Here is a 19284-nt window from a genome sequence, read left to right on the forward strand (position 1 = left end):
GTCGAACCATTTACAGCCACAATTTAGGATTTTATTAAAAATAAGGCATTCAATCCGGGTACGGTGACCTCATTGTTTTTAATCCATTCGCCATTGTTGTATTCCATCACCTCCTTCAGGTCGCCTTCTAAGTCGCCCTCAATGGGGGGAACCACCTTTAAGCGCCTGTATCTATCTTCTTTATTGGACATGTCATTTAAATCGAATGTTATGGGCGTCAGGGAGGGATTAACCAGTGCCATACCATTTTCAAATGCTCTGTAAATGCCACAGGGGGCGTTGTATACCTTGAGGTTGCGTATAGCGAACTCACCTTGTTCCTCGGCCTCAAAAAATATTTTTAGAGGTTTACCGGAGCCTCCAGCATTTCTGAAATAAAATAGTTGTGGTGTAAAATCTGAGGTCCCCATAAAGCCGGCCAGGTCGTTGTAGAGCCGCTGCGTATTCATGGGTTCGGCTGGAAAATCGGGGAGACCATCCAACCGTACATTTATTTTTCGCGGGAAAAGGCCATCATTTCCTAAATCCCTGAATCCTTGTATGGCCTTTGCCTCGAAGCAAACGATCAGATCCCCTTCAGGAAGATCAATTTCAGGTCCGGCAACCACTGTATTTTGATAGACATACTCATGTGTTCCTTTGAGATGCAAGGCGTTTTCAGTTATGTGGTAATCGATCTGATCCAAGTCGAATGTAGCTAACAAATCGGCATCAAATGTCACCCCCGATCCATTCAGCAGATCCTTTGAATTGGTGAACGTATAGCCCATAGGCTCAAGTGGTTTCCCGAGCCAATTGATCGTGTTCAGATCACCACCCACCGCTTCAGGAATAAATCGTGGGGCACTATAGGCATAGGCCACCCCCAAACATGAGGACAGGGCCATTCCCATACGACGCAGCTGGGTGGAAATTTTCGCATCTTCGGGATGTCGCAATTTCGAGGTGATGTAACTGTATTGGTATTTAGTCGTATTATGCCTGTTCCAATACACGTGTTGGTTTATGGTGCGCGATATCTGCCGGTACCCATCGTTCCAGCGACAAAGACCCTCGGTTTCCATGCCGTTTAAAATGCCGACCGCACGTTGCATTTCATCACGCCAGCCATCGGCAGTAATGATAAAGTCATCACCAAAGGCCGCTCGTATTTTTCTCAAAAAAGCAATGTCACCAATACGCCATATATTTTTGCCTTCTATGAATCCCCTATCTGCTACACCATCGTTGTTGCAGTCCCAGGTATCGTGGTCGGTTTCAAAATAATTGACGTCAAATCCGATACCATCAATATGTTCAAGAACGCCGTTCTTGCCAAACCAGGTTTTCATTTCACCGACAAAAACATCCGCTGCCGATTGCCCCTTGTCATTCAGGGGACAGGTCGTTGACAAGTTGTAATACCACATGAGATTGCCTCCCCAAAAATCGCCTGCAATTGGCGCGATGTAGGTACGGTCTTTTTTAAAAGATCGTTTTGAGCTGTTGTACTGACCTCTTTTTATGGTTATGCTATTGTTTTGATAGTCTACTTTTTCAATGGTGGCATATTCATGGGTATCCCACAGGCGTTGTCCCTGGTCGTCCAATGCCACTATAATGACATCATGAGGTAATCTTTCCCCATTGGCATTTCTTCCGTGAACCACATAGGCTTTTTCTGAAAAGGGACGGGCGTCTTTCAGCGCTATGGTGATTTGGTTTTTAGCGATATCCGTTAGAGGGACAGTCCCTTCTTCATAAACCCAGTGGCCCGGGAAATACAGTTTTTGCATATCCGGGTCGTTAACCGAACGGCCTTCACCGTTTAAATGGATAAGCATCAACTTTTCAGGATGCCTTTGGGCATAGGTATTCGCCCATTTGGCAATTATCGGGGGCATATCCACTTCTTCCTGAAGGTATTTTTTGGTAATGCTATTAAAGTTCAAATGGGCCTGCTCCCAATAATCGTAGTGATCACGGACACCGAGACGGTCATTGCGAAACGATAAGGTTTTTGGAAAGGTTTCGGAAAATACTTCTTTTTCACCAAAGGTGTCATTGGGTGTGTTTTGAGCCGAGAAAGTCTCAAATGCGCCCAACAACAGGAGGATTAAAATTCTTGGGATGACTTTCATGATGTCTTTTTAATTGCGTTTATCTTCATAAAATCGGAGTACCTTCAACAGGTCCCGATATATTCGTTTCTCTTCTGAACTCATGTTGTCCATAGTGATTGGTGTTTTTTCATAAAAATCTGTGTTTACATTATAAAACGCACCAGTTTTATAGAGTTTGTATTCTGTGTTTCTGGCCCATTCTTTAAGGTTAGCTTCTTTACCACTCCGTGAATACCAGCTGTAAATCCATTCCCTCGGGGTCCCCTGTTTACCAAGCAGCTGCGGCAAAAAACTTTGGCCATCCATGATGGTTTCTGTGGGGATGTCGATATTGGCCGCCGCACAGATCGTCGGCAGAAAGTCACTGAAATCTACCATATCATAACATGTTTTAGAGGCGTCTATGGTCCCGGTCCATCGTACCATGAGCGGCACATGTGTGCCGTTTTCCGTGGTCTCCCTTTTACCCCCCGGGTAGGTCATACCTCTGAAATTCGACACAACGGGTTTGTCGGTACCATTATCACCGGTAAAGATGATCAGGGTGTTTTCGCTTAGACCCAGGGCATCAATCTTGGCAATGATTTTCCCCACTAGCTTATCCATATAAGACATCATTTCAGGGAAATAATCCGGATTGCCCTTGTAAGTAAGAGAGCCCGGGTCTTCAGGGTCCCAGTCCTGAGATGCTGGTGTAGGGGTAAAGGGACAATGCGTGAGAATCATCGGATAGTAAGCAAAGAACGGTTCGTCCTTATTCTTCTCAATAAAGTCACATATGAAATCACTCATAATATCAGGCGCATATTCTCCATTGTTAAAATATTTGATGGATCCATTAATCTCCAACATGGGATTCGAGTAGCGCTTGTCAATCTGCGCTTTTCCTTCTCCAGGTACTCTTCCACTGGTCGTATGCTGCCATAGACAGGAGGTATCAAAACCGAAATGCTGTGGAGCATCTTCTTCCGAGCCTAATTGCCATTTACCGGCAACAGCAGTTTTATAACCGGCATTCTTGAAATAGTTTCCAAAGGTCTTTTGGCTTCGGTCCAGCTCACCAAACTTTGTGTAGTTGCGGACATTGTACTGGCCGGTCATTATTTGGACCCTGGATGGTGTGCACAAGGGTTGAGAATGACAGTTCTCAAATCGCATGCCTTCTGATGCCAGGGCATCAATATTTGGTGTTTTATAGGAGGTCCCCCCATTGGCGGAGATGCACTCAAATCCCAGATCATCGGCCATGATCAATACAATATTGGGTTGTTTGGTTTGAGCACTTAGTGCGAGAGGACACACCAGGGCAATGGTGATAATAAAAATTCGATACATTTTGGATGATATCATCATGTTAAAATCATTATAGATAATAGGTTACTGTCATTTATCGAAGTGGGTTCTGGCGAATTTCATGTATTGCTCCCAGTCGTAATCCGTCACATCATGCTTTCCCGTTCGCATATGATAGCCTATGGTTTGGTGAATGGGCACGTTGACTGCAGGAGGCTCCGGGTTTGACAACCCCTTTTCTCCGTAAAGTTTATAGGCCGGTGAGGCATAATAACCCGCAAGGTATTCTCCTTTGGGGTCGGCCCATCTGTCTTCTTCGGCACTGGCAATGTAAACCGGGCGTGGTGCCATCAGGGCGATGAGCATATGTTGATCTACAGGTAACTCCTTTTCGTTATCGTTGTATTTTTTAAAATTATCTGCAAACCAATGTGGGAACCGTGTATTGATAATTTTTACAGTTTCACCAAACCTTCTTCTTAATATAGCGGCCCCCATGCAACCGGAGTTATTCGAAATGGCCATATCAATTCTGTCATCGATGACGCCGGACCATAGTGCAGCTTTACCCAATCTGGAATGTCCCATGACAATGATTTTCGAATCGGTGCTTAGCGGATTATATTCGATAACATCAATAACCTTGGTAATGCCCCATGCCCAGGCTGATATGGCCCCCCATGCATCACTTTTGGGTTTATCTTCCCCCTGTTCGTAAAAGAGAGGATGAATGCCGTTTGAAAAATCGTTGAAATCAGGGTCTACATCACCATAATAAAAGGTGTAAAGTCCAAAGCCGTTGGCAATAATCTTCTCCAATGGAAACCTGGAACTGCTCGTACCTCGTGATGCCTCGGTGGCTTTATGATCTACCACACCCGAAGTATCAGAGTTTTTTCTCATTCTCACCCAGGAGGATGTTATCACGATATTGGGATCATTGATAATAGTCTGGTTTCCTCTAAAATTAGGGACAAGAAATACCGGGGGCGATGTGACGGATTTTGGTAAATAGGCAAGAACCTCAATGTCAAGTTGTTTGCCATGGCTCTCAAAGGTCAGTTTCCATTGCTGCCTTATTGCGGTATTATTTAAAGCAGTCTCATTGCGATCAACAACTTCAATGGTGTGCTGTAAGTCCTTTAAAGGCAGTTTTCCATAGACTTCCTCAAGGAATATATCCAGTATCTCATGTCGTCTGATATGTTCCCAGTCCGCCACATTTTGAACCTTTTGCCCATTGGCAAGGATTAAAAGTTCCGGTAGGTCGTAAGGTTCAACCAGACGTTCATCCACGTTGAATAGTTCAGGTTGTCCGAAACTATAGCCGACATGGAAAATACTCAATACGGTAATTATATAAATGAGTTGAGGTATATCCTGATACCGATATGACCTGTTTCTAAACAATAGGGTACTAAGCGTTTTCATATATCTGTTAGTTTCAAATTCAAACCTAAGAATCGTGTGTCGAGCAATACACTTTGTTCCCTCGGTATATCGTCCCCGCATCCTTTAAATGGCGCAGATTTTTAAAAATACGATAAACCTCCTTAACATTCAGATACCAATGTGTCCTTTTTTTGACCTCATCCAACAAAAGATCATTCGGTTCTAAACCCTAATTTCAGATTGATCTCGAATTTGTTCTTCTTGCTTTCAAGCCATACTTATTTCATGAGCACATCGGAGTAGGTATACTTGGGTTTGTTATCCGTTTTCCATTGCAAATCAATAAAGGGGTCATTGGTGTCTTCGAGGTGATTTAACAAAGCCTGGTGTAATTCTTTAATTTCCGCATCGTAACCCATTCCTGTATATATTGGACTGAGTTGATATGGATCCTTTTGCCTGTCATAAAGCACAGCACCATTAATCACCTTATCTGCTTTGTAGAGTTCTTTGGCCAACACATAGGTATACCGTGCTGTATAAACCGCACGCCATGCGCGATCCCTTTCCGAGGGGGTGCCCTGATCGAAGGAGCAAAAGGCGGTATCAGGCAGTTCCTGTGCTTTACCCATGAGTGCCGGGGCAAAATTACCGCCATCCATAGAAGCCGGTATCTCGATTCCCGCCAAACCTAAAAGGGTAGGAGTCATATCGACGGTGGCAAATGGATTGGAAATAACCCCCGACTGCACTTTATCTTTATATGAAATTAAACAGGGAATGCCTAAGGACTCCTCGTACCATATGCCTTTGGTCATTCTGCCATGGGACCCTAACATTTCACCGTGGTCAGAGGTAAAAATAATAATGGTATTGTCGAATAGGTCATGTGCCTTGAGGAAGGAAACCATACGTCCAAAATTTTCATCAATGGAGGAGATCGCACCGAAGTACCCGGGCAATATGGGCCAGCTTTCATCTTTGACTTTCCCTACCGGTCTTACATTTTCTCTGCGATGTAAATTTTTTGGATTTGGATACAGCTTTTCCCATTTCTCAGGAGCGGCATAACCATAGCCATACTTTATTTTTCCCTTAAAGCGCTTCCCGGGTTGGTTCCTGTCCTCAAAGCCTTTACCCCCTCCCGTGTGGGGTGGACCGTAGGACACGACCATACAGAATGGTTCCCCTTTAATGGAGTCAAGATAATGAATGGATTGATCGGTAATCCAATCCGGTTCCCAGGTGTCTTTAATGACCTGGGCCTCCGTTCTATTCTGAATGTAATAGCCCTGATTAAAGGGGACGTGGTGACGCGATGTGATCCAGTAATCAAAACCATGTCTGCGTTCTTTGGGCACAAACCTTTCATCCTGACCATCCAGATGCAGTTTTCCGATATAGGCCGTATGATAGCCTTCGGCTTTAGCGATATCTCCCAATGTTAGAGACTGGGTGGATAATCTAACCTTATTGCCAAAAACACCATGTGTCTGCGGATACTGTCCGGTGAAAATTGTGGCTCTGCTGGGGGCACAAATGGGTCGGTTGGTGACGGCGTGTTCAAAATACACCGCCTCTTGGGCAAAACGGTCCAGATGAGGTGTTATTACCGGGTCCTGATTGGTAAAACCCAATGCTTGTCTCCGCCACTGATCGCTGATCACAAACAGGATGTTGGGTCTGTCATTGCGATGTTGTGCACACAGTACCTCAGCACTTATCATTAGCATCAGTACGGCAATAATTGTTATGGTCTTATTCATTTTTTATTATGCTTGGTAATCCATGAGATGTTACTTTTTTATAATTTTTTCAGTCGTCGCACCATTAAGCTGTAATACATAAAGTCCGGAACGGAAAGGAGTGAGGTCGATATATCCCGGGTCGGCGTCAAGCGACGCTTCATAGACCTTAATACCGCGGATATCAAAGAGATTAATGTGGGATACTGGTTTTGAAAAATGGACACGGTCTTCAGTAACAGAGGGAAAGGAAATCCTTTTGTGGTTACGCTGCTCATTATCATATACAGATAGGGCTTCGATGGTCAGGTTGATGTATTTTACGGCATCGCAAACCGGATCCTCATAAACATCTGCGAAAAAGGCCGATGCTGTATATACTGTTCCAGTGTTTGCAGTGTAGCTTTCGGTAGCCGTTATGTTCAGGGTCTCTGTGCCACAATCCGTAAGTTCCGAAAGGGGCTGGCCATTGTCGATCTGATAGGGATTATTCTCCATACTATTGTTTGCGCCGCATATGGCACTGGCTTCAGGGGTAACCAGAAACCCTCTGGCAAAGGAGTTTCTCAAGGTGCTATTCATGACCTTTCCGCAGTCCACATTAAAAAAGGCCACACAGTCGTCACCGGGCGAGTCGATATAGCAATTCTCAACGATCATATCGGTTGATACGGTATCCGCTGGTTGATTCATTTGCGGACCTCCTGAGGGGGTAGACAAACAGGGCATCTGTCCATTAACAGGGGCACCTCGTTCTATTCTGCAGCCCCTTAAGATAAGCTGAGAAAACCCACCTCTAACAAGGCCCCTGGAGCTCCCTGTCCACTTGACGTTCTCAAAAACAACATCGCCACCGCGATTAATCCAATAGGTTTCCCCTTCATGTTTGGATTTTACGCCAACCAGGTCCCCGATGTTATAGTTTGATAAGTTTTGGTTCGGATTGTTTAAATAAAACTTCCAGGTGGTTCCACTAATCAATTCCGGATACAGGTAAGCACCATCTCTATAGCCCCATGGCACTTGTTGGTTATCTGTCTGTATGACCTGAGGATCGGTTGTGCTATTGGTATACCTCCTGAAATAACGCCCCTGAGACCATTCGTTATATAATTCCAATGGACTGGGAAACCCGTTTTGGATGTCGAGCACAAGTTCTCCGGCTGCAACACTTACCACCACACCCTGAGTAACGGTATAGCCCGATCGACCCATGTGCATATCACGGAATGTGATCCTGTATACATCCAGTCCATTTATCATGTCCTGTCTCGTATCGGTAAATATAAGGGTGGTTAAATTCATACCGGCACCCTTAAAAATGAGTCTGCCATTCGGACCGGGTGCAAACCCGGACCTCAGGTCTATGCCATGGCTGTTATTCCCGCCAATGGTGTAGGTTCCGGCATCAATGGTGACGATGATGGTGTCGTTCGGGCTGTTTAAAAAATGGGTTTTGGCGTCTGAGATGATACTGGCGAACCCCGTCTGGGTAACTCCGTAGATTGTGTTTAAATTCCATATGATCTCTGCAGCCTCTGCCTGAATATAAATTAATGAGGCGATAAAATATACTAAGCTTTTCTTCATGACTTCTGAATCAATTAAGCCGCGCAACCTTGTATCTCCAAGTTCAAAAAAGGTTGCTGAATGGCCTATTACCAAAGGTATCAATAAGCATCTAAAACGGGATTGCGATATTGTAACAATAAATGCAAGGATTGTAACATAAATGAAGCACCTATTTGTTTTGTATCATCCCGGAGGTCATTCTTCCTTTAAAATAGGCGTTGAAAGGGTAATGATTAAATGCGGATACATCGGCCCATTTTTTTGGGATAAATTGCTGTAATCCGCGGATGATACCCTGATGTGCTTCACTGCTTGCCAGATTATCCCACTCATTCGGATCCTGTTCCATGTCATACAATTCTTGGGAGCCGTCTTCATATTGGATCAAGCGGTATTGGGCAGTTCTGATTGCAATATTTCCCTTACCATAGTTTGAGATGGCCGGATAAGGCCAATCCATATCCGGTTTCTGTATCAATCCGGCGAGGGAATGGCCCTCATTTAAGGTATTTGGAGTGAGATGACATAATTCGAGCAGCGTTGGGTATATATCCAGAAGCTGAACCGCGTGCCCGATGGTCTGTCCGCCACGAGCATGGATATCCTTAAAAATCAGAACTGTCCTGGTATCCCGTTCCCAAAGAGCCTGTTTGGCAAACCGGTTCTTTTCCCCCATATGATAGCCATGATCAGACCACAATACGACAATCGTATTATTGGCGTATTTCGATTTGGCCAATGCATCGAGTACTTTTCCCACCTGTGCATCAACAAAGGCGGTGCAGGCCATATAGGCCTGTACGGCATATTTCCATTCATTGGAGGCGATGAGCTCCTCTGTTGTCGGCATCATGGGAGCATGGGTAACCTGCTTACCAAAATCCGGTATGTCGTCATAGTCGTCTTCTTTATAAGGTGGTGTTTTAATATGATCGACTGGAAACAAGTCGAACCATTTTTTCGGGACGTACCAGGGCACATGTGGTCTTACAAAACCCACGGCCAGGAAAAACGGTTTTTCGTGTTCCTGTTCCAATTTATTTACAGCCCATTTCGCGCTTTTAAAGTCGGGCATGAGTTCATCCTTATCCGGATAAGGTCCCCAATCGGTTTGGGTAGAGCCAACCTTACCTTTTATTTTAGAGGGATCGTATTTAAATCGTTCTTTTGGTTTGGGTCCAAATTTGCCAAGTGTCCCCCCGTATTCATCAAATGTTTTGGCCCCGTCACCATTGTGATAAATTTTTCCAACGGCCATGGTTTTATAACCGTATTGCTCAAAATAATCGGGCATAAAAATGGCTTTACTGGTCAGGGCATTTGACTTTCTTATGTCATCGTCTCTGAGTTGCAGGTAATTCCCACTTGTAGATGGATAAAGTCCGGTCATGATACTTGCCCTTGAAGGACCACATATGGGCGCCTGACAATGGGCATTGGTAAACAAGGCGCCCTGTTCGGCCAATCGATCGATGTTGGGTGTTGGGACCTGAATAGCGCCATGCATACAATTCACATAATCGTTCAAGTCATCAATGGCAATGAACAGGACATTTGGTTTTTCCTGACCAAACAGGGATGCACTTAGCGTGAGTAGAACGCATGTCAGATAATGAATTTTAACGGTTCTCATGTTGTTGTGTTATTACAAGTGTTTTGAATCGGAGGACAGATCGTTTTAAATGGAATCTATTCGAATATTAACTACCGAAATACATCTCGGGTTAAGAGGGCATCAACAGTTTCAGCACCTTTCCATCCTTTTCAGGGTATAGGGCACCTTTGTCTTTCATGTCCTGAATTAATGTACGCATCATCCGTTTAAGTTGCTTCGGATTCTTATCAGCTAAATTGATAGTTTCAAATGGATCATCCTTGAGGTTGAACAGTTCGTACCGTGCTGGGCCATCGATCTGGTAATGGTAAACAATTTTCCAGTTCGAATCCACCAGACTGGTAAAATAATCGGTACGATGGTTATGCGGATAATGATTAAGAAACACCTCATGTCGCTGTCGATGGCGTTTCCCTTTCAGCTGATCTTGCAGACTAAAACCATCCAGGACATAGGATTCAGGCCATGTCACATGAGCCACCCGACATATTGTGGGGAACAGGTCCATAATGGTACCCATCTGTTCCTGTATCGCATCTGCTGCAACGGGCCATTTTTGTTGTGCTACTGCGTTCTTATCCGGGGTCACCCATGAAGCGATAAACGGCACCCGCATCCCACCTTCCCAGTGCATCCCTTTTTTACCCTTTAGTGGTGCTGCACTGCTGTACCCGTTCACAACGGGGAGGGGTGCATCAGAGCCGTTGTCTCCGAGGAAAAAGAGAAGCGTGTTGTCGCCCAATCCGAGATCCTCCACATGTCGCATGATATCACCCAATGATTTGTCAATACCCTCTATCAGCGTGGCATAGGCCTTAGCTTTTTCCGGCTTATCCGAATCCTGATAGTGTGCTTCGAATCGCGGATCTGAATAGAACGGAGCGTGGACGGCGTAGTGCGCCATATAGAGGAAGAAGGGTTTGCCTTCTTCTTTGGCCCTGGACATGGCGGTATTGGCTTCCAAAGTCAGGGCTTCAGTCAAAAAGATGTCCTGGCCATAGTATTTTTCCAATCCGGGTACGGCCCTGTTCTTGTTACCTCCTGTATGACCGAAGCTTTCTGTCCCCAGATAGCTTCCGGGTTGGCCAATGGAACTTCCGGCAATATTGACATCAAATCCCAAATTCCGGGGGTCTTCCCCCTCACTGTTAAATGGTCCGAAATGTGCCTTACCCACATGTATCGTCTTATACCCTGCCTGCTGTAAGAGCCCTGGCAGAGTTATCGAAGCCCTGGTTAGTCCGTTCCAGTTCCACTGGGGTGGGCCATAATCGCCACGGTTGTTATTTTCGGATCTGATCCAATTGGTCACCCCGTGTCGGGCAGAGTTCTGTCCTGACATGATGGTAGTCCGCGTGGGCGAACAGACCGAATGGGCATAAAAATTGGTAAAGCGAATCCCTTTTTCCGAAAGTTCTTGCATATGGGGTGTGATGTAAAAGGCATTCAGGGGATGTTTAACGGCAGTACCGTCAGCATCGGTAAGAAAGGGAACCGAGGTGTCCATGAGACCCATATCGTCCACGAGAAATACGATGATGTTTGGAGATGTATTTTCTTGTTCCCGGGAAGCACACGAGGTCATCCAAAACAGAACGAGTAGTGTAAGGACGGAAACCCCTGATTTAAATTTGAGATACCTTGTCATTTGATGCGGATCATTTTATTTTTTAACCTTATGGAGGTCATTATTCATGATGTGTACTAAATTAAGTAATCCGCTCGAATACCTGCACTGTACGGATGAATTAAATGCTATGTATTCAAGCAGGTCCCTACCGGCATCAGGCAGATATTGGGAATCTGTCGGATGGTAAGACGGTTTCAAACCGTTTCATCCGGTATTCTAAACTGATATCCATCATTTCCTTTTAAGCCTGAGAGCACTACATTAGTGAACGTCAGAAGCTTGCATGCTACATTCCAAAGTGGTCCGGATTTATGCTTCATCAATGATTTCGGACATCAATCCTGTTGGCCTCTGTTAATTTTAGAAACATTCTAAAGCAATACCGTTATGAAACATATAATTTACCTTTTAACACTGCTGCTGTTCGTTTTTAATTGTAGTAAGGATGACAACCCTGAAGCGGACAAAACCTTCCTGGAGAAATATGCCGGTACCGTCTGGTTTTACACGGATTATGGTGAAAAGACCTATATGAGAATCATTGACAACCTCAATCATCCCTTTGAATATTGGGAGGAATCCGGAGATTGTTACGATTATTATTTAGAAATCCTGGATGAAGATTTCTATTCGGTGGTCGACATCACGAAAAATTCGAATAACATCTTCGAGTTAGAAGCCGTCGACACTGATGGCGGTATGGAGTTCATGCTCATCATAACAATTTCCGTTTCCGGTAATAATTTGGAAATGAGCTATACATATTATGAGGATGGTGTATTGAATGAAACCTATTCCGAGTATTTGGCAAAGGTGTCAATGGATGTCGACAGTTTGCCTATATGTGACTATTAATATTAGGTTCTTATAAAGTGCATTTTTCAGTATAGTTTGAATAAAAGACTCTATTTGATTCTAAGTTTTAAGAAATGCCAACTATGAAGAAGGCAGCATATTTTATGATTAGTCTATTGATTTCCTTAATGGGTTTCGCACAGGAAGAACATTTTAAAGGGATGGGATCGAATTACAATGTTTCAGAAAGAATTGCAACAACAGGAGATTTATTTTTTAAAACATCAAGTAGGGCCTCACAATCACTTCAGGGCAAGGCGGTAAAAGATTCTATAAAAAGGACCATCTTACATGTTGATCTTGGATTAGGAAGTTTCATACCTACAGATAAGGCTAAACTCATTGGCCCTAAACCAACATTTGTAATATCCTTTGGGATCATACAAAACCAAATGACCTATGACCTCACTATAGCGACAAGATTTGGCCGAACAAAAGAAGAATATCAGCCAATAAATTCAGACATGACAGATCATTATTTAGGGGGATACGTTGGTATTGATATTTTAAGGGACATTTGGAGAAACAACAAAAATCAACTTTTATTAACGGGTGGATTCGGAATGGATTTATTTGAATTTGAACCTGCTACTTATACTTATCGTGATTCAAGCTTCTTGGAAGTTTTATTATTGGACTATGAAACATCTGAACGGATTGTTGACGAGGAGTCAAAAAATATTTTTTCTCCAAATATTAATTTTGGTCTGATGTATAGATACTATCTCAGCAGAAAAAATTATTTAGGCATCCGATATCGCTACAATATTGTTGATTATAATTCGAGAAAAATTATTACAGACCTAACAGGTAATTTTCACTCTGTAACCATTCACTTCGGATGGAAGTTCTTGGATTAAAAAAATTATACCCTTTTGGTTTATAGCAAAGTACAGGGAATGTGAAAATTGTGAACGAAATAAATGATTTAAAGACGTAGGTTGTCTTTGAATCCACGACTGATATATGTCCCTGGAACTTAGTCCTGATCCTTTTCGAAATCAGTGAGATTGATCCATCCTGCCTTCACTGTTTCACCGTTCATATAGCGCTCATAGAAGCGGGCATTTCTGTCGGGAGTGTAATTATCGAATACGGCACCGTTACCGAACATCCTCGGATCCTTTTGGGCTTTTAATTCAGACTCCAGTAACTGTTTTAGGTCCCCTTTGACCCTTTGAAAATCGCTATGTTCTGCCAAATTGTGAAGGCAGTTCTCATCTGTGCTCAATTGGAATAATTCCTCTTTCGGGTGTTTTCCGAAATTTAAATCCCAGTAGCTGTGGTTCTCACCGCTTCTATTCAGCTCCAATATCTCAGTTTTTGTAGGACTACCATCGGTATTGGTATATCCTGTTTCCGGATTTCCTGCCGGCCATCGGTCATTTTCGTAATTCAACAAATAGAGAAATCCATCTTTGACAATCCCTCTGATGGGGTACCCGACATCATTCGGCCGACCCACATCATGTCTTTCCTGACCCAGAAGCACATAGTCCTGCTCGGGCGCAATAACGTCCTCCTTATCGGAGTTGAAAATGGGGGCTAAACTCTTACCCTGAACGGGGTGCATGCCCAGATCTTCGGCATGATATCCCGTTATATCTAAAAAGGTGGCTGCAAAATCAGCAAAGCTCACGTAATCCGTTATGGTTCGCCCCGGATGCTTTATCCCATTTTTCCACATAATGGCCAATGGCAAATGATTGGAATGCTCATAACTCTGACCTTTAACACGTGGGAAAGGCATTCCGTTATCGGAGGTCACCACGATAATGGTATGCTCCAGTTCGCCCCGCTCCTCCAGTAAGGCAAGCATACCACCAAGTTGTTTGTCGAAGTACTCTAACTCATAGGCATAATCCAAAACATCATTTTTCACCACTTCGGATTGCGGCCAATACGGAAAAACCGAATCCAGTTGCGCTAGTTTTTTGTTTCCTAAACGTACGCCGGTCCCATACTCGTAGTCTCTGTGCGGTTCATGGCCACCGTACCAAAAGCAAAAGGGGGCATCTGATGTTTTCTCCTCCAGGAAGCGTTTAAAATTGGCGAGATAGTCGTTATTTGAGATGCCGGTGGTAGGCGCTTTCGTCTTTATGCTGTTATAGGCCTTAACCAGAAGTTCTCGTTTGCTTCCGTCTTCATTCAAGGCTGTACCCGGAGCCCATCCTTTACCTGTATACCCCACGTGGTACCCTTGTTCTGCAAGTGCCTCATGGTAGGTCTTGAATTTCGTTGGAAAATAGGCCAGATGATTGGCTGCTTCTTCAAGTTGCCAGGTGTTTCTACCTGTTAGTATAATGGAACGGGAAGGGCCGCATTTGGCATTTGGCGTATAGGTATTGCTGAATAGGAGACCCTGATCTGCAACCTTATCGAAGGCGGGTGTGGCAATCCATTCTGTTCCGTAAGCACTCATGTGCTTCCAGGTGGCATCATCTGCAAGACAAAATAGAATATTGGGTTTTTTATCAGGTTCTGATGCTTTGAACTGACAGGCATATAAGATGCTGCCGGCTATGACCCCCGTTAGGGCTATAAGTGTGATGCGTGTATTTTTCATAGAATAAAAATGTTGTGTTTACCCCAAGAAATCCTGTTGTCCTGTGGGTTTTTGTTAAATCGATCAGCTCATGTCACTCAGTTCTCAAAAACCAGGTTGGTGTTATTGTCTTCTAACAGAATTTCATGATCCTCGGAAAGGTCTTTGGAATTCCGTATAAATTGATTTCCCCTTACCACAGTATTCACGGAACACTCTATTGACAATGCTCTTTTATTATACAGGAAGGTATTATTGGTAATTGAAATATTTTCTAATCCCTGCCAGTCTGCAGTGGCGACGCCGGACCATTTTCCCTTGGCTTCCGGATTTTTTAACTTGGTGACGCGTAATCGTACGGCCGCCGCGTTATAATCTGTGAAATAGGTGCTGTCATAACCACAATTATCGAAGATGTTTCTGTCAATTTTTATGTCGTGGGAAATGAACCCCTCTCCCCAATCGACGCCATTGTTCATAGAGATGGCGCACTGACTGAGATTCTTAAAGACATTTCGCTCGATGACCCCATAGGCACTCTGTAACAAAATGCCGTATCGTCTTGCGTTCCGGAAGGTATTGTTTCTAATGACAAAGGATTCGTTAGACTGCGAATCCAAATAGGCAATATCGTCTTTTTTTGTCTCGCCCACTCGTAATTTTTCCTCGAGCGGCTTATCCAATGTGATTTGCATCCTGTTATTCCCCAAATACTTATTTTCCACCACCTCGTATGTGCCGAGAAACTTTCCTTCCCTGGGATTGTAGATTCTGAGGATATCCCCTTTCACCGTATGATATTTTACAACCAACCTGGTAGATGACATTTGTTTTATAATATGTCTCTTCGTCGATTTTAAGTTAATGGCATCGTCGCTGTAACCTTCAAAAAGACAATTCTCGATCCATGGACCGAAAGGACCGCCATTGGCATGTACACAATCGGCATTGGCACTGTGTATTCGGCCTTCCTTAAGTTGCAGCTTACAGCCTATAATGTTCCACTCCTCCATGCTGTGTGCGCCATAGCTGCCGCCGGGACTTGAATAGTTGGTAATATTTAAATAGGTGATGTTCTTACTCACTTGAGACATAAAAATAGGTCTCCCATTGGTGCGTGCCAGGTGGACATAGGGGTCGCCAACCTCTAAATGTTTTAATAATGGCAGTGCATTGATTTTGATTCTGAAAACACGAGGCGACAGTTCCTCAAATTCTTTCGAAGCGTAGAGATTGGGTGCACCGTCCTTGAGCTTCCCGGGTGTATCGCGATCCATGACCATGCCCCATACGCGCGTCGCCTGTTGAAACATGTCGTGGTCTAAGGTCGGGAATCCGTTGTCTATCTCCAGATCGAAGCTTCTGTTCTTCAAATCAACAGCAACAATTTTGCCCTGTGTGAAAGGCAGCGGGTCGTAGTCAATAAACAGATCCTTTACGATGATATTCTTGCTTTTAAAAACAGAAAGAAACCCTTTGAGCGGGTCATGGATGATGATTTCCGCACCATTACCTTCAATCAGGATCTGATTGGCATCTCTGAGTTCTATCAAATGCGACTTGTTGTCGTTTGAAAACAGATCATAGGTGCCTTTACTAAAGATTAATTTAGATCCTGTTCCGTTCTTCGATACTTTTTTACAAAAGTTTAAAGCTTTGATGATGGCGGGGCCATCATCTTTACCATCATTGGGGAGGCCACCAAATTCTGCCAGATTTACCATGATCACGGTGGGCATATCAATCAGGGGGAGGTTCCTTTGTGTCCTGAAGTGATCGGGAAGGGTAAACTGGTACTGTGCCTGAACAAGAGAACAGATAAGGCATATGATGGTAAGGGTGTATGTTTTCATTTCTTATAGATTTTTTCCGTTTGCATGTTATTTATTTGAACCATGTAAAAACCTGCAGGCAGCTGAGATACACGAAGTTCCGTAAAATGAGAACTTTGTTTTGAAAGTAACATTTTACCAAGAAGATCGAATAGTTTTATGGAATGAATTGGTTTATTGAAATAGAGGATGTCCGATACAAATGTCGGATAGACGATGATGTCTTTTGACTTACGTTGCTCTGTTTGATAGGTCGAGAGTGTGGTCTGTCTGTCGTTATAGATACGTTCTACATCCGAACCGCAAAGTTTATAATCGAAATACCGTATATCACTCACTAATCCATTGAATCGCGGGAAAAAATCGACTCTGTTGTCTGCAGTATTTATCAGCATATCATTACCGGAATAGGTTTCATCTGAGGGGATCCCATTTTTGTAGAATTGTGCACTGAACAGGGTGTTGTTCTCAGGCACGGTTACGGCAATATGATTCCATTCGCCAATATCAAGCGGCATATCCTCCATTCTGACAATATTCTGATTATTGTCTACCAGCCTTAAAATACCATTAGTTTGCATTTGAAGGCTAAACACTTCTCCTGCGGTTGGGCCGCCGCTGTAAAGCAAGGTTTGAAATAATAATTGTTCCGGTTTAACCCAGAAGGAATAGGTTCTTGCAGCACCCTGAACCGGCCCGGGGAACGGTGAACCGTCATTGGTGTTGGTAAGGCTTAATGCCCCATTGTTATCCGTATTGATTTTAAAGGCGTACCCGATGTCATCATCGACAAAGCCCTGAATGATTTCTCCTCCGTTGGTGTTAATGGCCATAGTTATACCGGTATCGGTACCTGAATTAGTCACCTCCTCCGCATCGGGGTCTTCGTTTAGCCAAAAATGAATGCTGGGCTCCGGCAAGGTGTATTGATAATCCTCAGTATAAATGTTGCCACAGTTTAAAATGGTTTGAGGTTCCGGGGTTTCTGTAGTCCCCAGGGTGATATCCTCATCTCTATGGCATATGAAGTTATTGGTTAGGGTTAATCCTTCAATGTTTTTAAGATAGAGCCCCCTTTTGTTGTATAATATGGTATTATCCATTATTCTAATATTGCTGTGTGCCCGCCAATCCGTGGTCTCGGTACCGCACCATATACTGCTTAAACTGCAGGGGGTTCCCAATTTGGCAAAGTCTACCGCTATGGCCGCAGCGTTATTACCGGAAATAAAACTTGTGTCATAGCCACAATTTTCAAATCGGTTGTTTTTTATCTCAATGTTGTCCGCCCTGAAGCCTTCGCCCCAGTCAACACCATTTTCAATTCTTATACCTGAACTGCTTAAATTCTGAAACAGATTATTTTCAATTAATGCATATTTACTCTGTATTAAAATCCCATATCTTCTCGAGTTCCTTACTATGTTATTTCTGAAAATAAACGACTCATTCGATTTGGTCTCGATATAGGCCTTATCGGTTAGCTGATGGTCTGAAGCATCCACATTGGTAATATTTATGGGTGAAGATAAGGTAAGCCTGTATTGGTTACTGCCTAAGTTCTGTACATGAGTTACTGTTGCACTGCCTAAAAAGACCCCATCCCTGGGATTAAAGAATTCCATTATATCGTTGACTTCGGTGAGAAACCGAACCGTAATTTCTGTGGATGAGTGTACTTCCAAGATCTGTCTTTTGTGGTATTTAAGGTTCATGCAATCGTCAGCAAAGCCCTCAAAAAGGCTGTTTTCAACCCAGGGGCCGATCTTACCACCATTGACGTGAATGGCATCTGCATTGCTGGAGTTCACCCTGCCTGCTTTGAGCATGATGTTACAATTAATGATATGCCATTCTTCACTGTTTCGTGCATTAAAGCATCCTGCGGGACTGGTATACCCGGTAACATTCAGATAGGTGAGATTTTTCCCTCCATCATTGAGAATAAGGGTAGAACCGTTGTATCTGGCAATGTGAACAAAATAATCACCAACTTCGGCATTGCTCAAGTTCGTACTGCTTTGATTTCCATAGCGGTAGGTTCTGGGGGCGATCAATTCGAAGTAACGGTTATGAGGAATTAAATTCCTGGTCCCTTCTTTAATACCCCCTTTGCTGTTTTTAAACATGCCCCATCGCTGAGGGGCATTAGTAAAATGACTTTCCACAGGTAAGGGGAAACCCTCATCCACCACAAAATCAAAAAACCCATTGGCGGTATCGATATTGGTGATTTTTCCCTGAGTAAAAGGAAGGGTCGCATAATCGACGGATAGATCTTGTATGATTGTATTGGTGCAACGCAGCAAACTTAAAAATCCCACAACCGGATTGTGTATTAGAAACAAGGCACCCTGACCATCCCATAAAACCCCTTGAGCATCGGTCATGCTGAGGGCATGGGTGCCGCCGGCCGGCATGAGATCATAGGTTCCGTTCTCGAAAACCAGGCGAACCGGGTTTTGCAAGGTGGCAAGACTTACGGCAGCATTAACAGCTGCCGTAATACCTGCAATATCGTCCATACCGTCATCCGCGTTGGCACCGTAATCTGAAACGACTATGGTCTGTGTCGTATTGAGCTCCACAAGCGGTGCTGCCCGTGCTGTTCTAAAAAAGGAAGGCGCCGGCTCAAACTGTGAATAGCCGTTAAAACTTAAACTCATCAATAAGAGAACAACACCACAGAACCGCATCATCGTG

12 protein-coding genes are annotated in these 19284 nt (G+C 43.8%); 2 read left to right on the plus strand and 10 right to left on the minus strand.

Going from position 1 to position 19284, the window contains the following annotated elements; all coding sequences use genetic code 11:
- Window positions 1–23 precede the first annotated feature (23 nt).
- From MR041_RS12690 to MR041_RS12720, 7 genes are all read right to left on the minus strand, one after another.
- Complete coding sequence (locus tag MR041_RS12690) at window positions 24–2120, minus strand: hypothetical protein (protein ID WP_242094491.1); 2097 nt, start codon at window positions 2118–2120, stop codon at window positions 24–26.
- A gap of 9 nt (window positions 2121–2129) precedes the next feature.
- Window positions 2130–3455, minus strand: coding sequence for a sulfatase family protein (locus MR041_RS12695; RefSeq protein ID WP_242094492.1), 1326 nt, complete (start codon window positions 3453–3455; stop codon window positions 2130–2132).
- Between the two features lie 30 nt (window positions 3456–3485).
- Window positions 3486–4826 carry a glucuronyl esterase domain-containing protein gene (locus MR041_RS12700; protein ID WP_242094494.1) on the minus strand — a complete coding sequence of 447 codons (1341 nt, stop codon included), beginning with the start codon at window positions 4824–4826 and terminating at the stop codon, window positions 3486–3488.
- A gap of 239 nt (window positions 4827–5065) precedes the next feature.
- Window positions 5066–6553 (minus strand): sulfatase family protein, encoded by a 1488-nt coding sequence (locus tag MR041_RS12705; RefSeq protein ID WP_242094497.1) that lies wholly within the window; start codon window positions 6551–6553, stop codon window positions 5066–5068.
- A gap of 30 nt (window positions 6554–6583) precedes the next feature.
- The gene (locus MR041_RS12710) at window positions 6584–8122 is read right to left on the minus strand and encodes a T9SS type A sorting domain-containing protein (protein WP_242094499.1); all 1539 of its coding nucleotides are present in this window, start codon (window positions 8120–8122) and stop codon (window positions 6584–6586) included.
- A 151-nt stretch (window positions 8123–8273) separates the two neighbouring features.
- Window positions 8274–9737: a sulfatase gene (locus tag MR041_RS12715; protein WP_242094501.1), complete on the minus strand. Its 1464-nt coding sequence runs from the start codon at window positions 9735–9737 to the stop codon at window positions 8274–8276.
- 91 nt (window positions 9738–9828) lie between these two features.
- Window positions 9829–11367 (minus strand): sulfatase-like hydrolase/transferase, encoded by a 1539-nt coding sequence (locus tag MR041_RS12720; protein WP_242094503.1) that lies wholly within the window; start codon window positions 11365–11367, stop codon window positions 9829–9831.
- A 369-nt stretch (window positions 11368–11736) separates the two neighbouring features.
- On the opposite strand from MR041_RS12720, the gene MR041_RS12725 reads away from it, so the two are divergent.
- Both MR041_RS12725 and MR041_RS12730 read left to right on the plus strand, forming a co-directional pair.
- Entirely contained in the window at window positions 11737–12204 is a 468-nt protein-coding gene (locus MR041_RS12725; RefSeq protein ID WP_242094505.1) for a hypothetical protein, read from the plus strand.
- An 83-nt stretch (window positions 12205–12287) separates the two neighbouring features.
- Window positions 12288–13064 carry a hypothetical protein gene (locus MR041_RS12730; protein ID WP_242094507.1) on the plus strand — a complete coding sequence of 259 codons (777 nt, stop codon included), beginning with the start codon at window positions 12288–12290 and terminating at the stop codon, window positions 13062–13064.
- A gap of 119 nt (window positions 13065–13183) precedes the next feature.
- On the opposite strand, the gene MR041_RS12735 is transcribed toward MR041_RS12730, so the two are convergent.
- The 3 genes from MR041_RS12735 to MR041_RS12745 all read right to left on the minus strand — a co-directional run bounded on the left by MR041_RS12735 (window position 13184) and on the right by MR041_RS12745 (window position 19280).
- On the minus strand, window positions 13184–14770 hold the full coding sequence (locus MR041_RS12735; RefSeq protein ID WP_242094509.1) for a sulfatase family protein: 1587 nt from the start codon (window positions 14768–14770) through the stop codon (window positions 13184–13186).
- A gap of 77 nt (window positions 14771–14847) precedes the next feature.
- Window positions 14848–16602, minus strand: a complete 1755-nt coding sequence (locus MR041_RS12740) for a right-handed parallel beta-helix repeat-containing protein (protein WP_242094511.1) — start codon at window positions 16600–16602, stop codon at window positions 14848–14850.
- A complete protein-coding gene (locus MR041_RS12745; RefSeq protein ID WP_242094513.1) occupies window positions 16599–19280 on the minus strand; it encodes a right-handed parallel beta-helix repeat-containing protein in 2682 nt (893 codons plus the stop codon). Before MR041_RS12745 ends, MR041_RS12740 begins: the two co-directional genes overlap by 4 nt.
- Window positions 19281–19284: the final 4 nt, after the last annotated feature.

This window comes from Aestuariivivens sediminicola (genome assembly GCF_022662015.1).
Classification (GTDB): domain Bacteria; phylum Bacteroidota; class Bacteroidia; order Flavobacteriales; family Flavobacteriaceae; genus Aestuariivivens; species Aestuariivivens sediminicola.